Below are 17,141 nucleotides of genomic sequence, written 5' to 3'. Positions count from 1 at the left end.
AATGGGGTTCGGGTCGGGCGTGGCGCGAAACCAGGGACGCCTGGGGGCGCCGGCCGCCGGATCGTCCGTCTAGCTGGGGGCGCCCCGGCGCGGTTTCAAGAGGCGCGGCGCGCGACGCCGTCGAGATAGCGGCACAGGAAGGTCGCCAGTTCGGGATCGCCGCAGTTGGCGATATTGAAGCGCATCCAAGTGGTGGGCGACTGCTGCGGCGAAAAAAGGCTCCCCGGCGTCAGCAGAAAGCCGGCTTCGTGGCCGGCGGCGGCCAGCGCGCCGGCGTCCACGCCGGTGTCGGCCCACAAAAACATGCCCGCGGTGGGCGTGAGGAATAGCTTCAGGCCGGTCTTCTCCAGCATCCGCACCGACTTTTCGCGCACCCCGTCGAGCCGCGCGCGCAAGCGCTCCACATGCCGGCGGTAATGGCCTTCGGTGAGGATCTTGTAGAGCACACGCTCGTTCAGCTCGGGGCTCGTCATGCCGACCAGCATCTTCTGATCGCTGACCGCCCGCGCCACCTCCGGCGCGCACGCGATGAAACCGACGCGCAGATTCGGCGCGAGCGTCTTCGAAAAGCTGCCGAGATAGATCACGCGCTTGAGCTGATCGAGGCTCGCGAGGCGCGTGCCCGGATAGCTCGGCGGGCAGAGATCGCCGTAAATATCGTCCTCGACGACGATGAAGTCATAGGCTTCGGCGAGGCGCAGGATGCGAAACGCCTGCGCCGCCGTGAGCGACGTGCCGGTCGGGTTCTGCAGCACCGAATTGATCACCAGCATCTTCGGCCGCCAGGTTTGCACCAGCGATTCGAGCGCGTCGAGGTCGGGGCCGTCCGGCGTATACGGCATGCCGACGAGCCGCGCGCCCTGCGACGCGAAGCGCCCGAACATCTGGAACCAGGCCGGATCGCCGACGATCACCGCATCGCCCGCCTTCACGTAGATGCGCGAAATCAGGTCGATCGCCTGCGTGATGCCGGACACCATCACGATCTGGTCGGGCGACGCGCCGATCTCCAGCTCCTCCAGCCGCGTCTGCAACTGCTGGCGCAACGGCAAAAACCCCTGCGGCGTGCCGATGCCGAGCATCTGCGCGCCGCTCTGCCGGCCCAGCGTGCGCAGCGCGTTGGTGATCAGGTCGCCGTCGAGCCAGCGTGCCGGCAGATAGCCCAGCCCCGGACTGCGCTCGGGGCGCGCGCCGGTATGCAGCATATTGCGCAGCAGCCACACGACGTCGATCGTGGCCGGCGCGGGCGCGGCTTCGGCGATCCGGTGAATCTCGGCGGATGCCGCGCCGGCGAGCCGCTCGCGCACGTAGAAGCCCGAACCGCGCCGCGACTCCAGAAACCCTTGCGCCACCAGCCGCTCGTAGGCCTCCACCACGGTGAAGCGCGACACGCCTTTGTCGAGCGCGAGCTTGCGGATCGACGGCATGCGCATGCCGGGGCGGAACACGCGCTCCTCGATGCGGCGGCGGGCCCACTGCACGAGCTGCTCGACCAGCGTCAGCGAGGCGGTGTCGTGCGGGGCGGGAATCTGGGCAAGCGGGACGGACATGACGAGCTCCAACTGTACCGAATAGTATCGAAGCGATTGTACCGTTACTGTGCAGGTCAGCGCCGCTACATTCGAGATGAAAGAAGGATGACCGGAGCGGCTGCAACGACACTTCGCGGCACACCACCGCTCGCGGGCCGATCAGGTCCGGGCGGCTCCGAACCCCATCCGCATGGCCCGCCGATCCGGCAAACGGTTATGCTTACGACCCCGGCAGCGCCACCGCCACACCCGGCCCGCTCCGGCTCACCGCAGAAAACCGTTGCTCGATCCGTCATGACTGCTCATCCGCTCCAGCTCGACCATCTCGTGATTTCCGCCCGTACCCTCGACGAGGGCACGCAGTACGTCGCCGACACGCTCGGCATCGCACCGTCCGGCGGCGGCGCGCATCCGCTGATGCGCACGCACAACCGCCTGTTGAACCTGTGGGGCGGCGTGTACCTGGAGGTGATCGCAGCCGATCCGCAGGCCGCCGAACCCGCCGACGGCGCCGCGCCGCGCGCCCGTCTGTTCGCCCTCGACGACCCGGCGACGCACGCGCGGCTCGAAAAAGGGCCGTACCTGTCGCACTGGGTCGCTCGGGTCGATCGGCCGAAACGCCTTTCGACGTGGCAAGCGCAGTATCCGCAGCGCATTCCGCCGATCGTGCCGATGACGCGCGGCGATTTCACATGGGGCCTGTCCGTGCCCGACGACGGTGCGTTTCCCGGCTGGCAAGGCGCGGGCGACGGCGTGCTGCCCTCGCTGATCCAATGGGATACGCCGCGGCATCCGTCGGCGGTCTTGCCGGAAACCGGCATTGCGTTGAAGGCCCTGAAAGCCGCGCATCCCCAGGCCGACACGGTGGCGGCGCAGTTGCGTTGGCTGGGCGCGGCGCATCTGATCGAACTGCGGCCGACCGACGGCGCGCCCGCGTTGAGCGCGGAATTCGAAACGCCCGACGGTCCGCGGACCCTTGCATAAGCAGCGCGCGCGGGTCGTCGACTCGCGCGATAATCGAAGTTTTTGAACGGTTCCAGAGACACCAGCAGAGGAAACCATGGACCAAAGCGACTTGAAAGCCCCCACGTGGCAACTGTCCGAGCGCGCACGCAAGCTCACGAGCTCGGCGATCCGCGAGATCCTGAAGGTCACGGAACGGCCCGAAGTCATTTCGTTCGCGGGCGGCCTGCCCTCGCCAGCCACCTTCCCGGCCGAACGCATGCGCGAAGCGTCCGACCGCATTCTGCGCGACGCGCCCGCCGCGGCGCTGCAATACAGCGCGACGGAGGGCTATCTGCCGTTGCGTGAATGGGTCGCGCGGCGCTATTCGGTGAACGGCGCGCAGATTCGTCCCACGCAGGTGCTGATCACGACCGGCTCGCAGCAAGCGCTCGATCTGCTCGGCAAAGTGCTGGTGTGCCCGGACAGCCCGGTGCTGGTCGAAACGCCGACCTACCTCGGCGCGCTGCAATCGTTCTCGATGTACGAGCCGCGCTACGTGCAGGTGCCGACGGACGAACAAGGCCTGATCCCCGAAACGCTCACGCCCGAACTGACCGCCGGAGCGCGCCTGTTGTACGCGCAGCCGAACTTCCAGAATCCGACGGGCCGCCGCCTGCCGGTGGAACGCCGCCGCGCGCTCGCCGAGTTCGCGAAGACCGCGCCGTTCCCGGTGATCGAAGACGATCCCTACGGCGCGCTCGACTACGCGGGCGAGCCGCTGCCCACCATGCTGTCGATGGCGCCCGACCATATCGTCCACCTCGGTTCGTTCTCGAAGGTGCTGGCGCCGGGTCTGCGGGTCGGCTACATCATCGCGCCCGAAGAGTTGATCTTCAAACTCGTGCAGGCCAAGCAGGCCACCGATCTTCACACGCCGAGCTTCACGCAGCGCATCGTGTACGAAGTGATCAAGGACGGCTTCCTCGACACGCATGTGCCCACCATTCGCGAGCTGTATCGCGCTCAATGCGCGGCCATGCTCGCGTCGCTCGAACGCTATATGCCCGAGGGCGTGAGCTGGAACCGTCCGGAAGGCGGCATGTTCATCTGGGTGAATCTGCCCGCGCAAATCGACAGCATGAAGCTGCTGGCGGAAGCCGTCGCGCAGAACGTCGCGTTCGTGCCGGGTGGTCCGTTCTTTGCAAACGAGGCGCAGCACAATACGCTACGTCTGTCCTTCGTCACGGTGCCGCCGGCACGAATCGACGAAGGCGTGTCGCGTCTCGCCGCGCTGATCCGCGCGAAGATCTAAGCAACCTAGGCGGCCTCGTCCGCCGGGTTACCCGATTCCACTACCGAACAAGGACACGACATGGCTCAAACGAATGTGTACGACAAGCTCAAGGAACTGGGCATTGAATTGCCGAGCGCGGGCGCGCCGGCAGCGGCCTATGTGATGAGCGCGCAAAGCGGCAACACGGTGTACCTGTCCGGGCACATCGCGAAGAAAGACGGCAAGGTATGGGCCGGCAAGCTCGGCGCCACGCTCACCACCGAGGAAGGCAAGGCCGCGGCACGCTCGATCGCCGTCGACCTGCTCGCCACCCTGCACGCGCACGTCGGCGATCTGAATCGCGTCACGTGCATCGTCAAGCTAATGAGCCTCGTCAACTCGACGCTGGAATTCACCGAGCAGCATCTCGTCACCAACGGCGCGTCCGAATTGATCGCCGACGTGTTCGGCGAGCGCGGCAAGCATGCGCGCTCGGCATTCGGCGTGGCGCAGATTCCGCTTGGCGCATGCGTCGAGATCGAGATGATCGCTGAAGTCGAATAAACGCTCGACCGGCCGGACGGCATAAGAAAACCGGCTCAGGCCGGTAGCCGGCCCATCAGGCAAGCTGTAAAAAACGCGTCGTGAGGTGGTGGCCACCCGCGGCGCGTTCCGCATTTGTGGCGAGGTGGATCGTTCCTTCATCAACGGATAGAATCCGCGAACCATAGCCATCTGCCGGCTTCGCCGGATCGCGCCCGATGCTCCTCAACACCGTTCGCTTCAAACAGGTCGACGTGTTCACGTCGGTGCCGTTCAAAGGCAATCCGCTCGCCGTCGTGTTCGATGCCGATGCGCTCGACGCGGACCAGATGCAAGCCATCGCGCACTGGACCAACCTCTCCGAAACGACGTTCCTGTTGAAACCGACAGACCCGGCCGCCGACTATCGCGTGCGGATCTTCACCACGCAGGGCGAACTGCCGTTCGCCGGCCATCCCACGCTCGGCACCGCGCATGCGCTGCTCGAAAGCGGCTATCAGCCGAAGCAGGCCGGCAAGCTGGTGCAGCAATGCGGCGTGGGGCTCGTCGAATTGAAGGCGCTAGCCGGATCGGGCGGCGAGGACAACAGCGCCTGGGCCTTCGCCGCGCCGCCCGCGCGCGTCACGCCGCTTGCCGAGGCGCGCTACGCCGCGTTGTCCGCGGCCTTGCGTAGCAATGCGATCGACTTCAGCGCACCGCCCTGCGCGGTCGACAATGGTGCGCCGTGGCTCGTGGTGCGCCTCAAATCGGCGCGCGATTGCCTCGCGCTCGAACCCGACGCCGCCGCGCTCGCCGAGATCGTGCATTCGGTCGATACCCACGGCGTCGCCGTCTACGGCCCGCACGAGGTAGGCGATCCGGCCACCTTCGAGGTGCGCTGCCTGATGGCAGGCGGCAGCTTCGGCGTCGGCGAGGATCCGGTGACAGGCAGCGCCAATGCCGCGCTCGCCGGCTTGCTGAGCGCCCAGCAGTTGCGCCCTGGCACGCGCTATACCGCTCGCCAGGGCACCGTGCTGGGCCGCGCGGGCAAGGTGTCGGTGCACTACGACGACGCAAACGGCAAGACATGGATCGGCGGCTCCTCCGCCACGATCGTCGATGGCACGTGCCGCCTGGGATGAACGGCGCGGGCCGCGACGCTCCTGGACTGCGCGCAAGGCGCGAGGCTTCCACCACCCAGGTTCGGCGCGCCGCCGCCGCGCCCTGACCACAAACGCCACATCGTTTGCACGACTAATGCGCTTCGCATCATGAAAGGCTTGCCAGATGCGTGCCAATACCCTGAATATCTGAAACGCCGGAACACCCGATCCGATGAAATGCTCGAACATGACCGCTGGGCGGCTGCCCTTGAGCCGAGCAAGCCGGCCAGGCGTCCAGCCGGGGAAAACGACCTGCCCGGCGCGCGTATACCCGATGCGAGGAAGCTTCCTTAATCCAGTGGCATTAAGTAATATCGAAACGTTCCCGACGACCTGCGGATGGTCCGGCACGACGCCACGCCCCTTCTTCCTGCGCAGCAGTCCCGGCGCCTTGGTGACCATGCAGCCAACCATGAAATCAGCGCAGTCGATGTCCGCGCGTTCGCAAACGGCCGGCAGCCTTGCACGGGCCGCGCAATGAGCAAATCCCGCTTCTCCGACCACACCGAAACCAAACCTCGGCGCGACCCCGCGGTGTCGCGCCGCCGCGCGCTGCTCGCCATTCCCGCGCTAGGCGTGCTGGTGCTGATTTTGCTGTGGACCGTGATCTTCGCGCGCCTGTCGGTCGAAAAAGAAGCCACGTATCGCGAGGCGATGGCCTCCGCCGCGATTCTCTCGGCGGCGCTCGAACAGCACACCGTGAAGGCGATTCACCAGGTCGATCAGATCACCCGCTTCGTCAAATACGAGTTCGAGAAAACCCCACATAGCTTCGATCTCGCGAGCACGGTCGAAAAAGGCGTGGTGCAAAGCGAGACCCTGGTGCAGGTGTCGCTGATCGATGAACACGGCACGTTGATTGCAAACACGGCCGAGCTCAACCCCAAGCGCATCGACCTGTCGGACCGCGAACACTTCAAGGTCCACGAACACGAAAACGACGACCAGTTGTTCATCAGCAAACCGGTGCTCGGCCGCGTGTCCGGCCATTGGACCTTGCAGATGACCCGGCGTCTGAATCACCCGGATGGCTCGTTCGCGGGCGTGGTGGTGGTGTCGGAGGACCCGAGCTATTTCACCAGCGACTTCTACAATAACGCGGCCATTGGGCGCGAAGGCGTGATCGCCGTGATCTCGGACAACGGCGCGGTGCTCGCGCGGCGCACCGGCAGCGTCGTCTCCGCCAACGGCGCGTTCTCGGCGAGCGGCTCGTATCCGACCTCGGAGCATGTGTCGGGCACCTACGTCGACTCGATCGACAACGTCACGCGCATCGTGTCGTACCGGCATATCGACGGCTATCCGCTCGGCGTGCTGGTCGGCCTTTCGCAAGCCGAGGAATTCGCCGACTACAACCACACGCGCAACGTCTATCTGTTGATGGCGGGCTTCATCTCGCTCGCTATGCTGAGCTTCTTCGCGGTGGCCACGGGTCTGATCGGCAAGCTGCTCGGCCGCGAGCGCGAGATGACGCATCTGGTCGAATACGATCTGCTGACCGGCTTGCGCAACCGCTATGCCACGCTGCAAACGCTGCGGCACGACGTGGCGCAGCCCGCCAATCTCGGCCGCCTCGCGATTCTCTTCATCGACCTCGACAACTTCAAGACCGTCAACGACACGCTCGGCCACAACGCCGGCGACATCGTGCTGCAAATGACAGCCTCGCGCCTCGCCACCGCGGTCGGCGACGGCGGCGCTTCGGGCGGCGCGTTGAGCCGCATCGGCGGCGACGAGTTCGTCGTCGTGATCAAGGGCGACGATGTCGAGAAGCGCGCGGTGGCGCTCGCCGAGGCCGCCGCCGAAGCGTTCGCCAAGCCGTTCGAGGTGCGCGGCAGTTCGTTCGTGCTGCATGCGAGCATCGGCATCGCGCTTTATTCGGTCGCCAATGAAAGCGAGATCGACCTGCTGAAAAAGGCCGACCTCGCGATGTACAGCGCGAAGGACGCAGGCAAGAACTGCTACCAGTTCTATTCGCCGCAACTGTCGCACCGCGCGGACCATCTGATGAAGTGGGAACAGCAACTGCGCGTCGCGCTCGCCGAAGGGCAACTGTTTCTCGCCTATCAGCCGAAGATCGATCTCACGCGCCGCTGTATCACGGGCTTCGAGGCGCTGGTGCGCTGGAATCATCCGCAGCATGGTTTGATTCCGGCCAACGAGTTCATTCCGGTTGCCGAATCGACCGGCCTGATCGTGCCGATCGGCGACTTCGTGATCGAGACCGCGTGCCGTCAACTCGCGCAGTGGCAGCAACAGGGCTACGACACGCTGTCGCTCGCGGTGAACATTTCGGCGGTGCAATTCTGGCGCGGCGATCTGTACGAGACCATCTCGCATGCCATCGAGGAAAGCGGCATCTCCGCGCGCCGCCTCGAACTCGAGATCACCGAAACGGCGATGATGGAATACCCCGAACTCGTCTCCGAGAAAATCTTCGCGTTGAAGCGCCTCGGCGTGCGAATCGCGCTCGACGATTTCGGCACCGGCTATTCGTCGCTCTCGTACCTGAACCGCTTCTCCGTGGACACGCTGAAAGTGGATCGCTCGTTTATCCAGGCCATTCCGGGCGACCGCAGCGTCTGCGTGATGGTGACCGCGATCGTCAATCTGGCGCGCTCGCTCGGGCTGACGGTGGTGGTCGAAGGCACGGAGACCGAAGAGCAGATTGCATGGCTCGCCGCGCTCGGCCATATCGAGGCGCAGGGCTTCCTGTTCTCGCGCCCGGTGCCGGTGGACGCCATTGCGGCGCTGCTCGAACGCTTCGGCGTATGCGGCCAGACGGTACGCCGCCCCGCGCATGCAACCGACAGCGCGAGCAGCGTGCCGAGCACCAGCAACTGAGCCGTAACGCAGTAGAACCGCTACATGCACGGCGTAGCGCGTCACCGCGCGTAGCCGGCCGCATCAATACAACAACGATTCAACAGGGCGGGGGTCCTTGACCAAGGCCCCCGCGGCACCATGCAGACGATAACGAGCCAAGATGCCGCGAGACGAGGAAACCGGGAACCGCTATGGACGCTATTTCGGGTCGTGTTCGGCCTGTCGGCGTTGTCATGGGGCGGACTCGCGCTCATGGCGCAACTCGAAAACCACTATGTCGAACGGGAAGGCAGGCTCTCGCGCGTCGCCTTCTCCGACCTGATCGCGCTCGCCTGGATGGTGCCGGGGCCGGTGGGCTGCAACGTCGCCGTGCAGCTAGGGCACGCGCTGCGCGGACGCGCCGGCGCGTGGGTGGCGGGCATCGCGAGCGTGCTGCCTTTTTTCACGCTGATGACGCTGTTCGCGATCTTCTATCGCACGCCGCTCGTGCGCGCCGCCTCGTCGCAAATCTTGCTGAATCACTTCAGCGTGGTGCTGGCCACGTTGATCGCGATCACCTGGTTCAAACAGATGCGCGCGCTGGTGCGCGGCAAGCTCGAATGGAGCGCGGCGGTGCTGGGTTGCATGGCGCTTTTCTATGCGCGCAGTCCCGCCGCTTACGTCTTGATGCTCGGCGCGGCGTTCGGTACGGGCTGGATCGCGAGCCCGGTTCGCGATAGCCACATTGTCGTGTCGCTCGCACGCGGCGACTGGCAAGTGCTGGCGTCGCTCTCCGTGTTCCTGGTGCTGTTCGCGCTGCCGCTGCCGCATCGCTATGAACTGGCGCTGCTGTGGCCGCGGCTGGCCGGCGCCGGCATGACCTTGTTCGGCGGCGGCTTTTCGGCGTTGCCCGTGCTCAAGACCTTGTTCGTCACGCCGGCGATCGGCATATCGGATAACGACTTCACCCTGGCGTTTTCGCTGTCGCCGCTTTCGCCTGGCCCGCTTCTGAACGTGGTGCCGTTCTTCGGCTATCTGGTGGACGGCTGGGCGGGCGCCCTGATTGCAACGCTGGCGCTATTCGTGCCGTCGGGATGCCTCGTGGTAGTGGCGCAACGGCATCTGCATCAGTTGAAGGCCAATCCGCGTTTCGAGCATGGCATGCGGATCTTGCGCGCGGTCACGACGGCGTTCCTCGCGGTGGCCGTGTTGCGCATCGCGGTACGTGTACCGCTCGAACCGGTTTATCTGCTGACCGCGCTCTTCTCCGGCATCTGCTTCGCGAAGCTCAAGCTGCCGGTGTACGCGGTGTACGGCACGGTGGCCGCGGCGTGCGGCTTGTGGCTTGCCCACGGCGCGCTGCACTGAGGCAAGCGGCGGCCGCGGCGGCCGCGCCGCTCAGAATCCGCGCGAGAGCACCGCGACGCCGATCGTCACCACGCCCAGCACGATATTGATCAGCACGAGGCGCCGGATCGTGCCGACCGCCTGCGCGCCGTCCGGCCATTTTTGCGCCTGCACCGCGCGACGAATGCGCGGGAACACAGCGAAGCGGATGTGGCCGAAGATCAGCATCATCACGATGCCGATGCCGGCCATTGCATGCAGCGGCCAGGTTGCGCGACCGCCGCCGAATTGCATCAGCAGGAAACCGCCCGTGAGGAGAATCACCAGCACCGACGCGGCGACCCAGTTGAAGAAGCGGCCGAACACCGATTCCCACAGAGGCAGGCGCAATTGCGGCGATAGATCGGCAATGGCCGGACGCAAACAGAAATGTGCGAACACCATTCCGCCGACCCACACTGCAACCGCGAGCAGATGCAGAAAGAGCGCGAGTTCGATAGCCTTGTTCATGTTGTTTTCCTCTGCCGACGACGCCATACCGCTGATGCCGAATGCTATTAGCAGCGGCTACTGAGCGCGTTCGACCGCACGCTATGTGTGCAGTTCCTGCGCCGATGGCGTTCTGACATTCTTTCTAGTTTTAATTGCAGCGCGCCGCGATACGGCGACGCGTTGCCCCCGAAATTCCACTGCGCACGGCGCGCGCTCGATGTGTCTGCGTTTTGCGCTGCGTTTTACGTTACGTCATGCGCTTATGTCACGCGGCCAGCACCGGACGCATTCCTTCGAGCTTCAGCTTGCTCTCGGGCGTGCGCCCCTTGCGCGCCCGCTTGCCGATATGCGGCGCGAGCGCCGCCCCGCTCAGCTTCTCTTCGTCGAGACGGCCGCCGCGGCGCGTACCAATCAGCATGACACCCGCATGGTTGATCGCCAGCGCCTGCGACAGCGTTTCGTTGTCGTCGAGCCCCATCAGCGTGACGCCGCGTCCGCCGCCCGAGAGCGTCTTCATTTCGTCGAGACCGAACACCAGCACACGCCCGCCCGACGATAGACACGCGACATGCGTGGCGTCCGGCAGCATCGGCATCGGTGCGAGCGGCGCGGCGCCGGCGTCGATCGTCATGAACGACTTGCCCGCCTTCACGCGGCTCACCATATCGCCGACCCTGGCGATAAAGCCAAAGCCATTGCTCGACGCGAGCAGCAGCGCCTGATCCGCGGCAGCCGCGTAGTAATGCATCAGATGGCTGCCGGACTCGAGTTCGATCAACGACGTGACCGGCACGCCGTCGCCCCGGCCGCCCGGCAGCAGCGCCACCGCCACCGAATAGACGCGGCCATTGCTGCCCCACGCGACCAGCGTATCCGGCGTGCGGCATTGGAACGCCGCATAAAGACCGTCGCCGGCCTTGAACGTGAAGCCGGCCGTGTCCAGGCCGTGGCCCTTCAGCGCGCGCACCCAACCCTTCTGCGACACCACCACGGTAACCGGTTCGTCGACCACGCGCGCTTCGAACGTCGCGCGCTTTTCCTGCTGGATCAGCGTGCGGCGCTCGTCGCCGTATTGCTTCGCGTCGGCTTCGATTTCCCTGATGAGCAGGCGCTTCATTGCCGATTCACTGCCGAGCAGTTCCTCGAGCCTGGCCTTCTCGTCGCGCAACTCGGACAGTTCCTTTTCGATCTTGATCTTCTCGAGCCGCGCCAATTGACGCAAGCGGATTTCGAGAATGTCCTCGGCCTGGCGATCGGACAAGCCGAACGCGGCCATCAACGCGACCTTCGGTTCGTCGGATTCACGAATGATGCGGATGACTTCGTCGATGTTCAAAAAGACGATCATCCGGCCTTCGAGGATGTGAATCCGGTCGTCGACCTTTTGCAAACGATGACGCGTGCGGCGCGTGACCGTCGCGAAGCGGAACGCGATCCACTCGTGCAGGACTTCGCTCAAGCCCTTCTGACGCGGCCGGCCGTCGCCGCCCACCATCACCATGTTGAGCGACGCATTCGATTCGAGGCTGGTATGCGCGAGCAGCGAATTGACGAACTCCGTCTGATCGATGCGGCTCGACTTCGGCTCGAAGACGAGGCGTACCGGCGCATCGCGGCCCGACTCGTCGCGCACCGCGTCGAGCAAGCCGAGCATGGTCTGCCTGGTCTGAAGTTGCTCGGGCGTGAGCGCCTTCTTGCCGAGCTTGATTTTCGGGTTGGTCTGTTCTTCGATTTCCTCGAGCACCTTCTGCGTGGCCGTATTCGGCGGCAGTTCGGTGATCACGAGTTGCCACTGCCCGCGCGCGAGTTCTTCGATCTTCCAGCGCGCGCGCACCTTCAGGCTGCCGCGGCCGGTTTCATAGGCGGCGGAAATTTCGGCTTCGCTCGAAATGATCTGGCCGCCGCCGGGGAAGTCGGGCCCGGCGATGTGCTGCATCAACTCGGCGTGCTGGATCTTCGGATTGCGGATCATCGCAACCGCCGCCGCCGCGACTTCGCGCAGATTGTGCGACGGGATTTCCGTCGCGAGTCCCACCGCAATGCCGGAGGCGCCGTTCAGCAACACGAACGGCAGGCGGCCGGGCAACAGCCTCGGTTCCTGCGACGAGCCGTCGTAGTTCGGCATGAAATCGACCGTGCCCTGGTCGATCTCGTCGAGCAGCAGTTTGGCGATCGGCGTGAGACGCGCCTCGGTGTAGCGCATCGCCGCCGCGCCGTCGCCGTCGCGCGAACCGAAGTTGCCCTGGCCGTCGATCAGCGGATAGCGCATCGAAAAGTCTTGCGCGAGACGCACCAGCGCGTCGTATGCCGACTGGTCGCCGTGCGGGTGATACTTGCCGAGCACGTCGCCGACCACGCGCGCCGACTTGACCGGCTTCGCGTTGTCGCCGAGGCCCATCTCGTTCATCGCGTACAGGATGCGGCGCTGCACCGGCTTCTGGCCGTCGCATACATCCGGCAGCGCGCGGCCCTTGACCACGCTCACCGCGTAGTCGAGGTACGCGCGTTCCGCGTAATTGCCGAGCGTCAGGAAGTCGCCTTCCGGAGGCGGCGGCTCGGTGAAAAGATCAAGCGTGTTGTCGTCGTCCATCTAGATTCCGTATCCGTGTTTGGCGTGAAGTTTTCGTGCGAAGGTGGAGCGCTGCGACAACGCTCAGATGTCCGCTTCCACTTCGTTGCCTTTTTCTTCCAGCCAACTGCGCCGCGACGACGCTTCGCCCTTGCCCATCAGCATGGTCATGCGCGCGACCGTGGCGTCGTAGTCGAGCTCGCCGAGCGCCACCGGCGTGAGGCGGCGCGTGTCGGGGTTCATCGTGGTGTCCCACAACTGTTCCGCGCTCATTTCGCCGAGGCCCTTGAAGCGGCTGATCGACCACTGCGTATCGCGCACGCCGTCCTTGCGCAGCTTGTCGAGGATTGCCTCGAGTTCGCCCTCGTCGAGCGCGTAGAGCTTCTGGGCCGGCTTCTTGCCGCGCGCCGGCGCGTCGACGCGAAACAGCGGTGGACGCGCGACACACACATGCCCGCGCTCGATCAACTGCGGGAAATGCTTGAAGAACAGCGTGAGCAGGAGCACCTGAATGTGCGAACCGTCGACGTCGGCGTCCGAGAGAATGCAGATCTTGCCGTAGCGCAGATTCGACAGATCGACCTTGTCGTCCGGGCTATGCGGATCGACGCCGATCGCCACCGAAATGTCGTGCACCTCGTTGTTCGCGAACAGCCGGTCGCGCTCGGTTTCCCATGTGTTCAGCACCTTGCCGCGCAGCGGCAGGATGGCCTGGTATTCCTTGTCGCGGCCCATCTTCGCGGAGCCGCCCGCCGAGTCGCCCTCGACCAGAAACAGTTCGTTGCGGCCGATTTCCGTCGACTCGCAATCGGTCAGCTTGCCCGGCAACACGGCGACGCCCGAACTCTTGCGCTTCTCGACTTTCTGCCCGGCGCGCGTGCGGGCTTGCGCCTGCTTGATGACGAGGTCCGCGAGTTTCTTGCCGTGCTCGACGTGCTGGTTCAACCACAGTTCGAGCGCCGGACGCGCAAACGACGACACGAGCTTCACCGCGTCGCGGCTATTCAGCCGCTCCTTGATCTGCCCTTGGAACTGCGGATCGAGCACCTTCGCGGACAGCACGAACGACACGCGCGCGAACACGTCTTCGGCAAGCAGCTTCACGCCCTTCGGCTGCAGGTTGTGCAACTCGACGAAGCTCTTCACCGCCTGGTAAAGACCGTCGCGCAAGCCCGCTTCGTGCGTGCCGCCCGCGGGCGTCGGAATCAGGTTGACGTAGGACTCGCGCATGAGCGTGCCTTCCTCGCTCCACGCAACGACCCAGGCGGCGCCCTCGCCTTCCGCGAACGTCTCTTCGTTCGCGCGCGAGTTTTCCGCGTAGCGTTCGCCCTGGAACAGCGGAATCAGCAGATCGCTGCCGTTCATGCCTTCGAGCAGATAGCCGCGCAGACCGTCTTCGTATTTCCACGTCTGCTGCTCGCCGGTTTTCTCGTTGATCAACGTGACTTCCACGCCCGGCAGCAGCACCGCTTTCGAGCGCAGCAGACGTTGCAATTCGCCGAGCGGCAGGTTCGGCGAATCGAAGTATTTCGGATTCGCCCACGCGGTGACGCGCGTGCCGGATTTCTTCTCGCCCTTCGCGACGGGCCGCACCGTGAGTTCCTTGGCGACGTCGCCATTGGCGAAACTCAGGTCGGCGACCTTGCCGTCGCGCCACACGGTGACGTCGAGGCGCGTGGACAGCGCGTTGGTGACCGACACGCCGACGCCGTGCAGGCCGCCCGAAAACGTGTACGCGCCGCCGGCGGCTTTATCGAACTTGCCGCCCGCGTGCAGGCGCGTGTAGACGATTTCGACGACCGGCACGCCTTCTTCGGGATGCAGGCCGAACGGAATGCCGCGGCCGTCGTCCTCGACCGAGACCGAATGGTCCGCGTGCAGCGTGACCGTGATTTGCCGGCCGTAGCCGCCCAGGGCTTCGTCCGACGCGTTGTCGATGACTTCCTGAATGATGTGCAGCGGATTTTCAGTGCGGGTGTACATGCCGGGCCGTTGCTTGACCGGCTCGAGACCCTTCAACACCTTGATCGACGCTTCGCTATATGCGGCGTTTGGCTTTTTCGTAGACATGATTGCTCGGGTGCGTCGGTTCATCGTTGTCCACAGCGCCTGTGGACAGGTCCGTGGACAATGCGTTGAGTTTTCTAAAAAAGCGAAACGAAACAACGGGGTTAGGTGGGGTGCCCGCGATGCGGGCAAGCTGTTTTGTCGCGTGGCTTCCGGCTGGCGCGCTCGACGGCGGCGCACAGCCGGCCTCACGGCCGGCCAACGTCAATGCCGGTGCGAACGCCGGGGGAAGCCTGTTCGCGGGGTATTTTACTGATTTCGAAACAGGCGGCAATTCGCTAGACGTGGGATTGGCCGTCTGGATAAGGGGCGGCGCGCCCCCCGCGCGTTACTTGCGCTTCTTTTCCAGCTCGTCCCAGCGTTCCAGCGCGATCAGCAGTTCCTCGTCGATCGCGGCATACCGTTCGGTCAGACGGGTGCCTTCCTGCGGGTCTTTCGCGAAGACCGAACCGTCTTCGAGCTGCGCGCCGATGGTTTTCTGCTCCGCTTCGAGCGCGGCGATTTTTTCCGGCAGCGCGTCGAGTTCGCGCTGATCCTTGAACGACAGCTTGGCGGCGCGCTGCGTATTGCGGCCCGCCGCGCTGTCTTTCGGCGCCGCCTTGACGGCTTCCTTCTGCGTGTCCTGCGCCGCCAGTTGCTGCGAGCGGTCGCGCTGAATCTGCCAATCCGTAAAGCCGCCGACATATTCGCGCCACTTGCCGCCGCCTTCGGACGCAATCACGGAGGTCGCGACGTTGTCGAGAAACGCGCGGTCGTGGCTGACCAGCAGCACCGTGCCGTCGTATTCGGTGAGCAGTTCCTCGAGCAGTTCGAGCGTGGGAATGTCGAGGTCGTTGGTCGGTTCGTCGAGCACCAGCACGTTGGCCGGCCGCGCGAACAGACGCGCGAGCAGCAGACGGTTGCGCTCGCCGCCCGACAGCGACTTGACCGGCGAACGCGCGCGCTCCGGCGCGAACAGGAAGTCGCCGAGATAGCTCATGACGTGCTTTTTCTGGCCGTTCACCTCGACCCATTCGCTGCCGGGGCTGATGGTGTCGGCGAGGCTTTTGTCCAGATCGAGTTGCGCGCGCATCTGGTCGAAATACGCGACCTGCAGATTGGTGCCGACGCGCACCGTGCCTTCGTCCGGCGGCAATTCGCCGAGGATCATCTTGAGCAGCGTGGTCTTGCCCGCGCCGTTCGGACCGACGAAGCCGATCTTGTCGCCGCGCATCACCGTGGCCGTGAAGGTGTCGACCACCGTGCGGGAACCATAGCGCTTGGTGACGTCCGTCAATTCGGCGACGATCTTGCCGGATTTCTCGCCCTGGCCCACGTCGAGCTTGACGTTGCCTTGCACGTTGCGGCGCTCGGCGCGTTCGTTGCGCATCTGCACGAGCCGCGCGATCCGGCCGACGCTGCGCGTGCGACGCGCCTCGACGCCCTTGCGAATCCACACTTCTTCCTGCGCGAGCAGCTTATCGGCCTTGTCGTTTTCGACGCGCTCGATTTCCAGTTGCTGCGCCTTGCGCGTCTGGTACGCCGAGAAATTGCCGGGATACGACAGTAGCCGCCCGCGGTCCAGTTCGACGATGCGCGTGGCGACGCGGTCGAGAAACGCGCGGTCGTGGGTGATGAAAAGCAGACCCGCGCGCTGCGAGACCAGCAGATCCTCGAGCCAGCGGATGCCGTCGAAGTCGAGGTGGTTGGTCGGCTCGTCGAGCAGCAGCACGTCCGGCTGCACCACCAGCGCACGCGCCAACGCGACGCGTTTTTGCATGCCGCCCGACAGCGCGCCCACCCGCGCCTCGCCGTTCAGACCGATCTGCTGCAGCGTGGTGGCCACGCGCGTGCTCCAGTTCCAGGCGTCCGCCGTATCCAGCGACGATTGCAGCGTGTTCATGCGCGCCATCAGCGCGTCGTGTTGCGGGCCTTCGGGCTCGTCGGCGAGCTGATTGGCGACCGCGTCGTATTCGTCGAGCAGCGCGCGGGCGTGGGTGAGACCGGCGGCGACCGCTTCGAACACCGTGTCGTCCGTATCGAACTCCGGCTCCTGCGGGACGTAGACCGTGGTCTGATTCTGCTGGCGCGTGACGAGGCCGTCATCGGGTTTCATCAGATCGGCGACGATTTTCAGCAGCGACGATTTGCCCGCGCCGTTGCGGCCGATCAAGCCGACGCGCTCGCCCGCTTCGAGAGAGAAATCCGCGTGATCGAGCAACGCGACGTGACCGAACGCCAGTTGGGCCCCGGTAATGGTGTAAAGCGACATGGAGAATTGGAGAAGACAGCGATGAGTCGGAACTGCTCATTGTACCGGGCGCACGCTCTGGTGCCTGTATGCCGGAAGAGATAGGCCGAACGGCCGGCTTGCGGGGCGGATGCGGACCGGTGCAACCGGACGCATGCCGATGACGCGGATGGGAGCGCGCGGCCGGACGGCGCTT

The 17,141-nt window shown here is 65.1% G+C and carries 11 protein-coding genes; 6 read left to right on the top strand and 5 right to left on the bottom strand.

The features are described 5' to 3' along the window. Nucleotides 1-95: 95 nt before the first annotated feature. A complete protein-coding gene (locus BUE39_RS15150; RefSeq protein WP_073429485.1) occupies nucleotides 96-1,550 on the bottom strand; it encodes an aminotransferase-like domain-containing protein in 1,455 nt (484 codons plus the stop codon). 276 nt (nucleotides 1,551-1,826) lie between these two features. Here BUE39_RS15150 and BUE39_RS15145 point away from each other — a divergent pair, with 276 nt between their 5' ends. The 6 genes from BUE39_RS15145 to BUE39_RS15120 all read left to right on the top strand — a co-directional run bounded on the left by BUE39_RS15145 (nucleotide 1,827) and on the right by BUE39_RS15120 (nucleotide 9,608). Continuing rightward, nucleotides 1,827-2,516 carry a VOC family protein gene (locus BUE39_RS15145; RefSeq protein WP_073429484.1) on the top strand — a complete coding sequence of 230 codons (690 nt, stop codon included), beginning with the start codon at nucleotides 1,827-1,829 and terminating at the stop codon, nucleotides 2,514-2,516. 76 nt (nucleotides 2,517-2,592) lie between these two features. Next, nucleotides 2,593-3,789 (top strand): aminotransferase-like domain-containing protein, encoded by a 1,197-nt coding sequence (locus BUE39_RS15140; RefSeq protein ID WP_073429483.1) that lies wholly within the window; start codon nucleotides 2,593-2,595, stop codon nucleotides 3,787-3,789. Nucleotides 3,790-3,849: 60 nt separating this feature from the next. After that, nucleotides 3,850-4,314: a RidA family protein gene (locus BUE39_RS15135; RefSeq protein ID WP_073429482.1), complete on the top strand. Its 465-nt coding sequence runs from the start codon at nucleotides 3,850-3,852 to the stop codon at nucleotides 4,312-4,314. 197 nt (nucleotides 4,315-4,511) lie between these two features. After that, entirely contained in the window at nucleotides 4,512-5,414 is a 903-nt protein-coding gene (locus BUE39_RS15130) for a PhzF family phenazine biosynthesis protein (protein WP_073429481.1), read from the top strand. A gap of 498 nt (nucleotides 5,415-5,912) precedes the next feature. Then, nucleotides 5,913-8,279, top strand: a complete 2,367-nt coding sequence (locus BUE39_RS15125; protein ID WP_073429480.1) for a bifunctional diguanylate cyclase/phosphodiesterase — start codon at nucleotides 5,913-5,915, stop codon at nucleotides 8,277-8,279. A gap of 120 nt (nucleotides 8,280-8,399) precedes the next feature. Beyond that, nucleotides 8,400-9,608: a chromate transporter gene (locus BUE39_RS15120; RefSeq protein ID WP_073429479.1), complete on the top strand. Its 1,209-nt coding sequence runs from the start codon at nucleotides 8,400-8,402 to the stop codon at nucleotides 9,606-9,608. Nucleotides 9,609-9,638: 30 nt separating this feature from the next. Here the strand turns inward: BUE39_RS15120 and BUE39_RS15115 are convergent, their stop codons facing one another. The 4 genes from BUE39_RS15115 to BUE39_RS15100 form a co-directional block, all read right to left on the bottom strand. After that, entirely contained in the window at nucleotides 9,639-10,097 is a 459-nt protein-coding gene (locus BUE39_RS15115) for a CopD family protein (RefSeq protein WP_073429580.1), read from the bottom strand. Between the two features lie 247 nt (nucleotides 10,098-10,344). Then, the gene (gene parC, locus BUE39_RS15110; protein WP_073429478.1) at nucleotides 10,345-12,669 is read right to left on the bottom strand and encodes a DNA topoisomerase IV subunit A; all 2,325 of its coding nucleotides are present in this window, start codon (nucleotides 12,667-12,669) and stop codon (nucleotides 10,345-10,347) included. A 63-nt stretch (nucleotides 12,670-12,732) separates the two neighbouring features. Beyond that, on the bottom strand, nucleotides 12,733-14,718 hold the full coding sequence (locus BUE39_RS15105) for a DNA topoisomerase IV subunit B (protein ID WP_073429477.1): 1,986 nt from the start codon (nucleotides 14,716-14,718) through the stop codon (nucleotides 12,733-12,735). Between the two features lie 325 nt (nucleotides 14,719-15,043). Next, nucleotides 15,044-16,966, bottom strand: a complete 1,923-nt coding sequence (locus BUE39_RS15100; RefSeq protein WP_073429476.1) for an ATP-binding cassette domain-containing protein — start codon at nucleotides 16,964-16,966, stop codon at nucleotides 15,044-15,046. Nucleotides 16,967-17,141: the final 175 nt, after the last annotated feature.

Origin of the sequence: Paraburkholderia terricola (genome assembly GCF_900142195.1) — a bacterium.
In the GTDB taxonomy this organism is placed as follows: Bacteria; Pseudomonadota; Gammaproteobacteria; order Burkholderiales; family Burkholderiaceae; genus Paraburkholderia; species Paraburkholderia terricola.
This window is presented reverse-complemented; position numbering and strand designations above follow the sequence as displayed.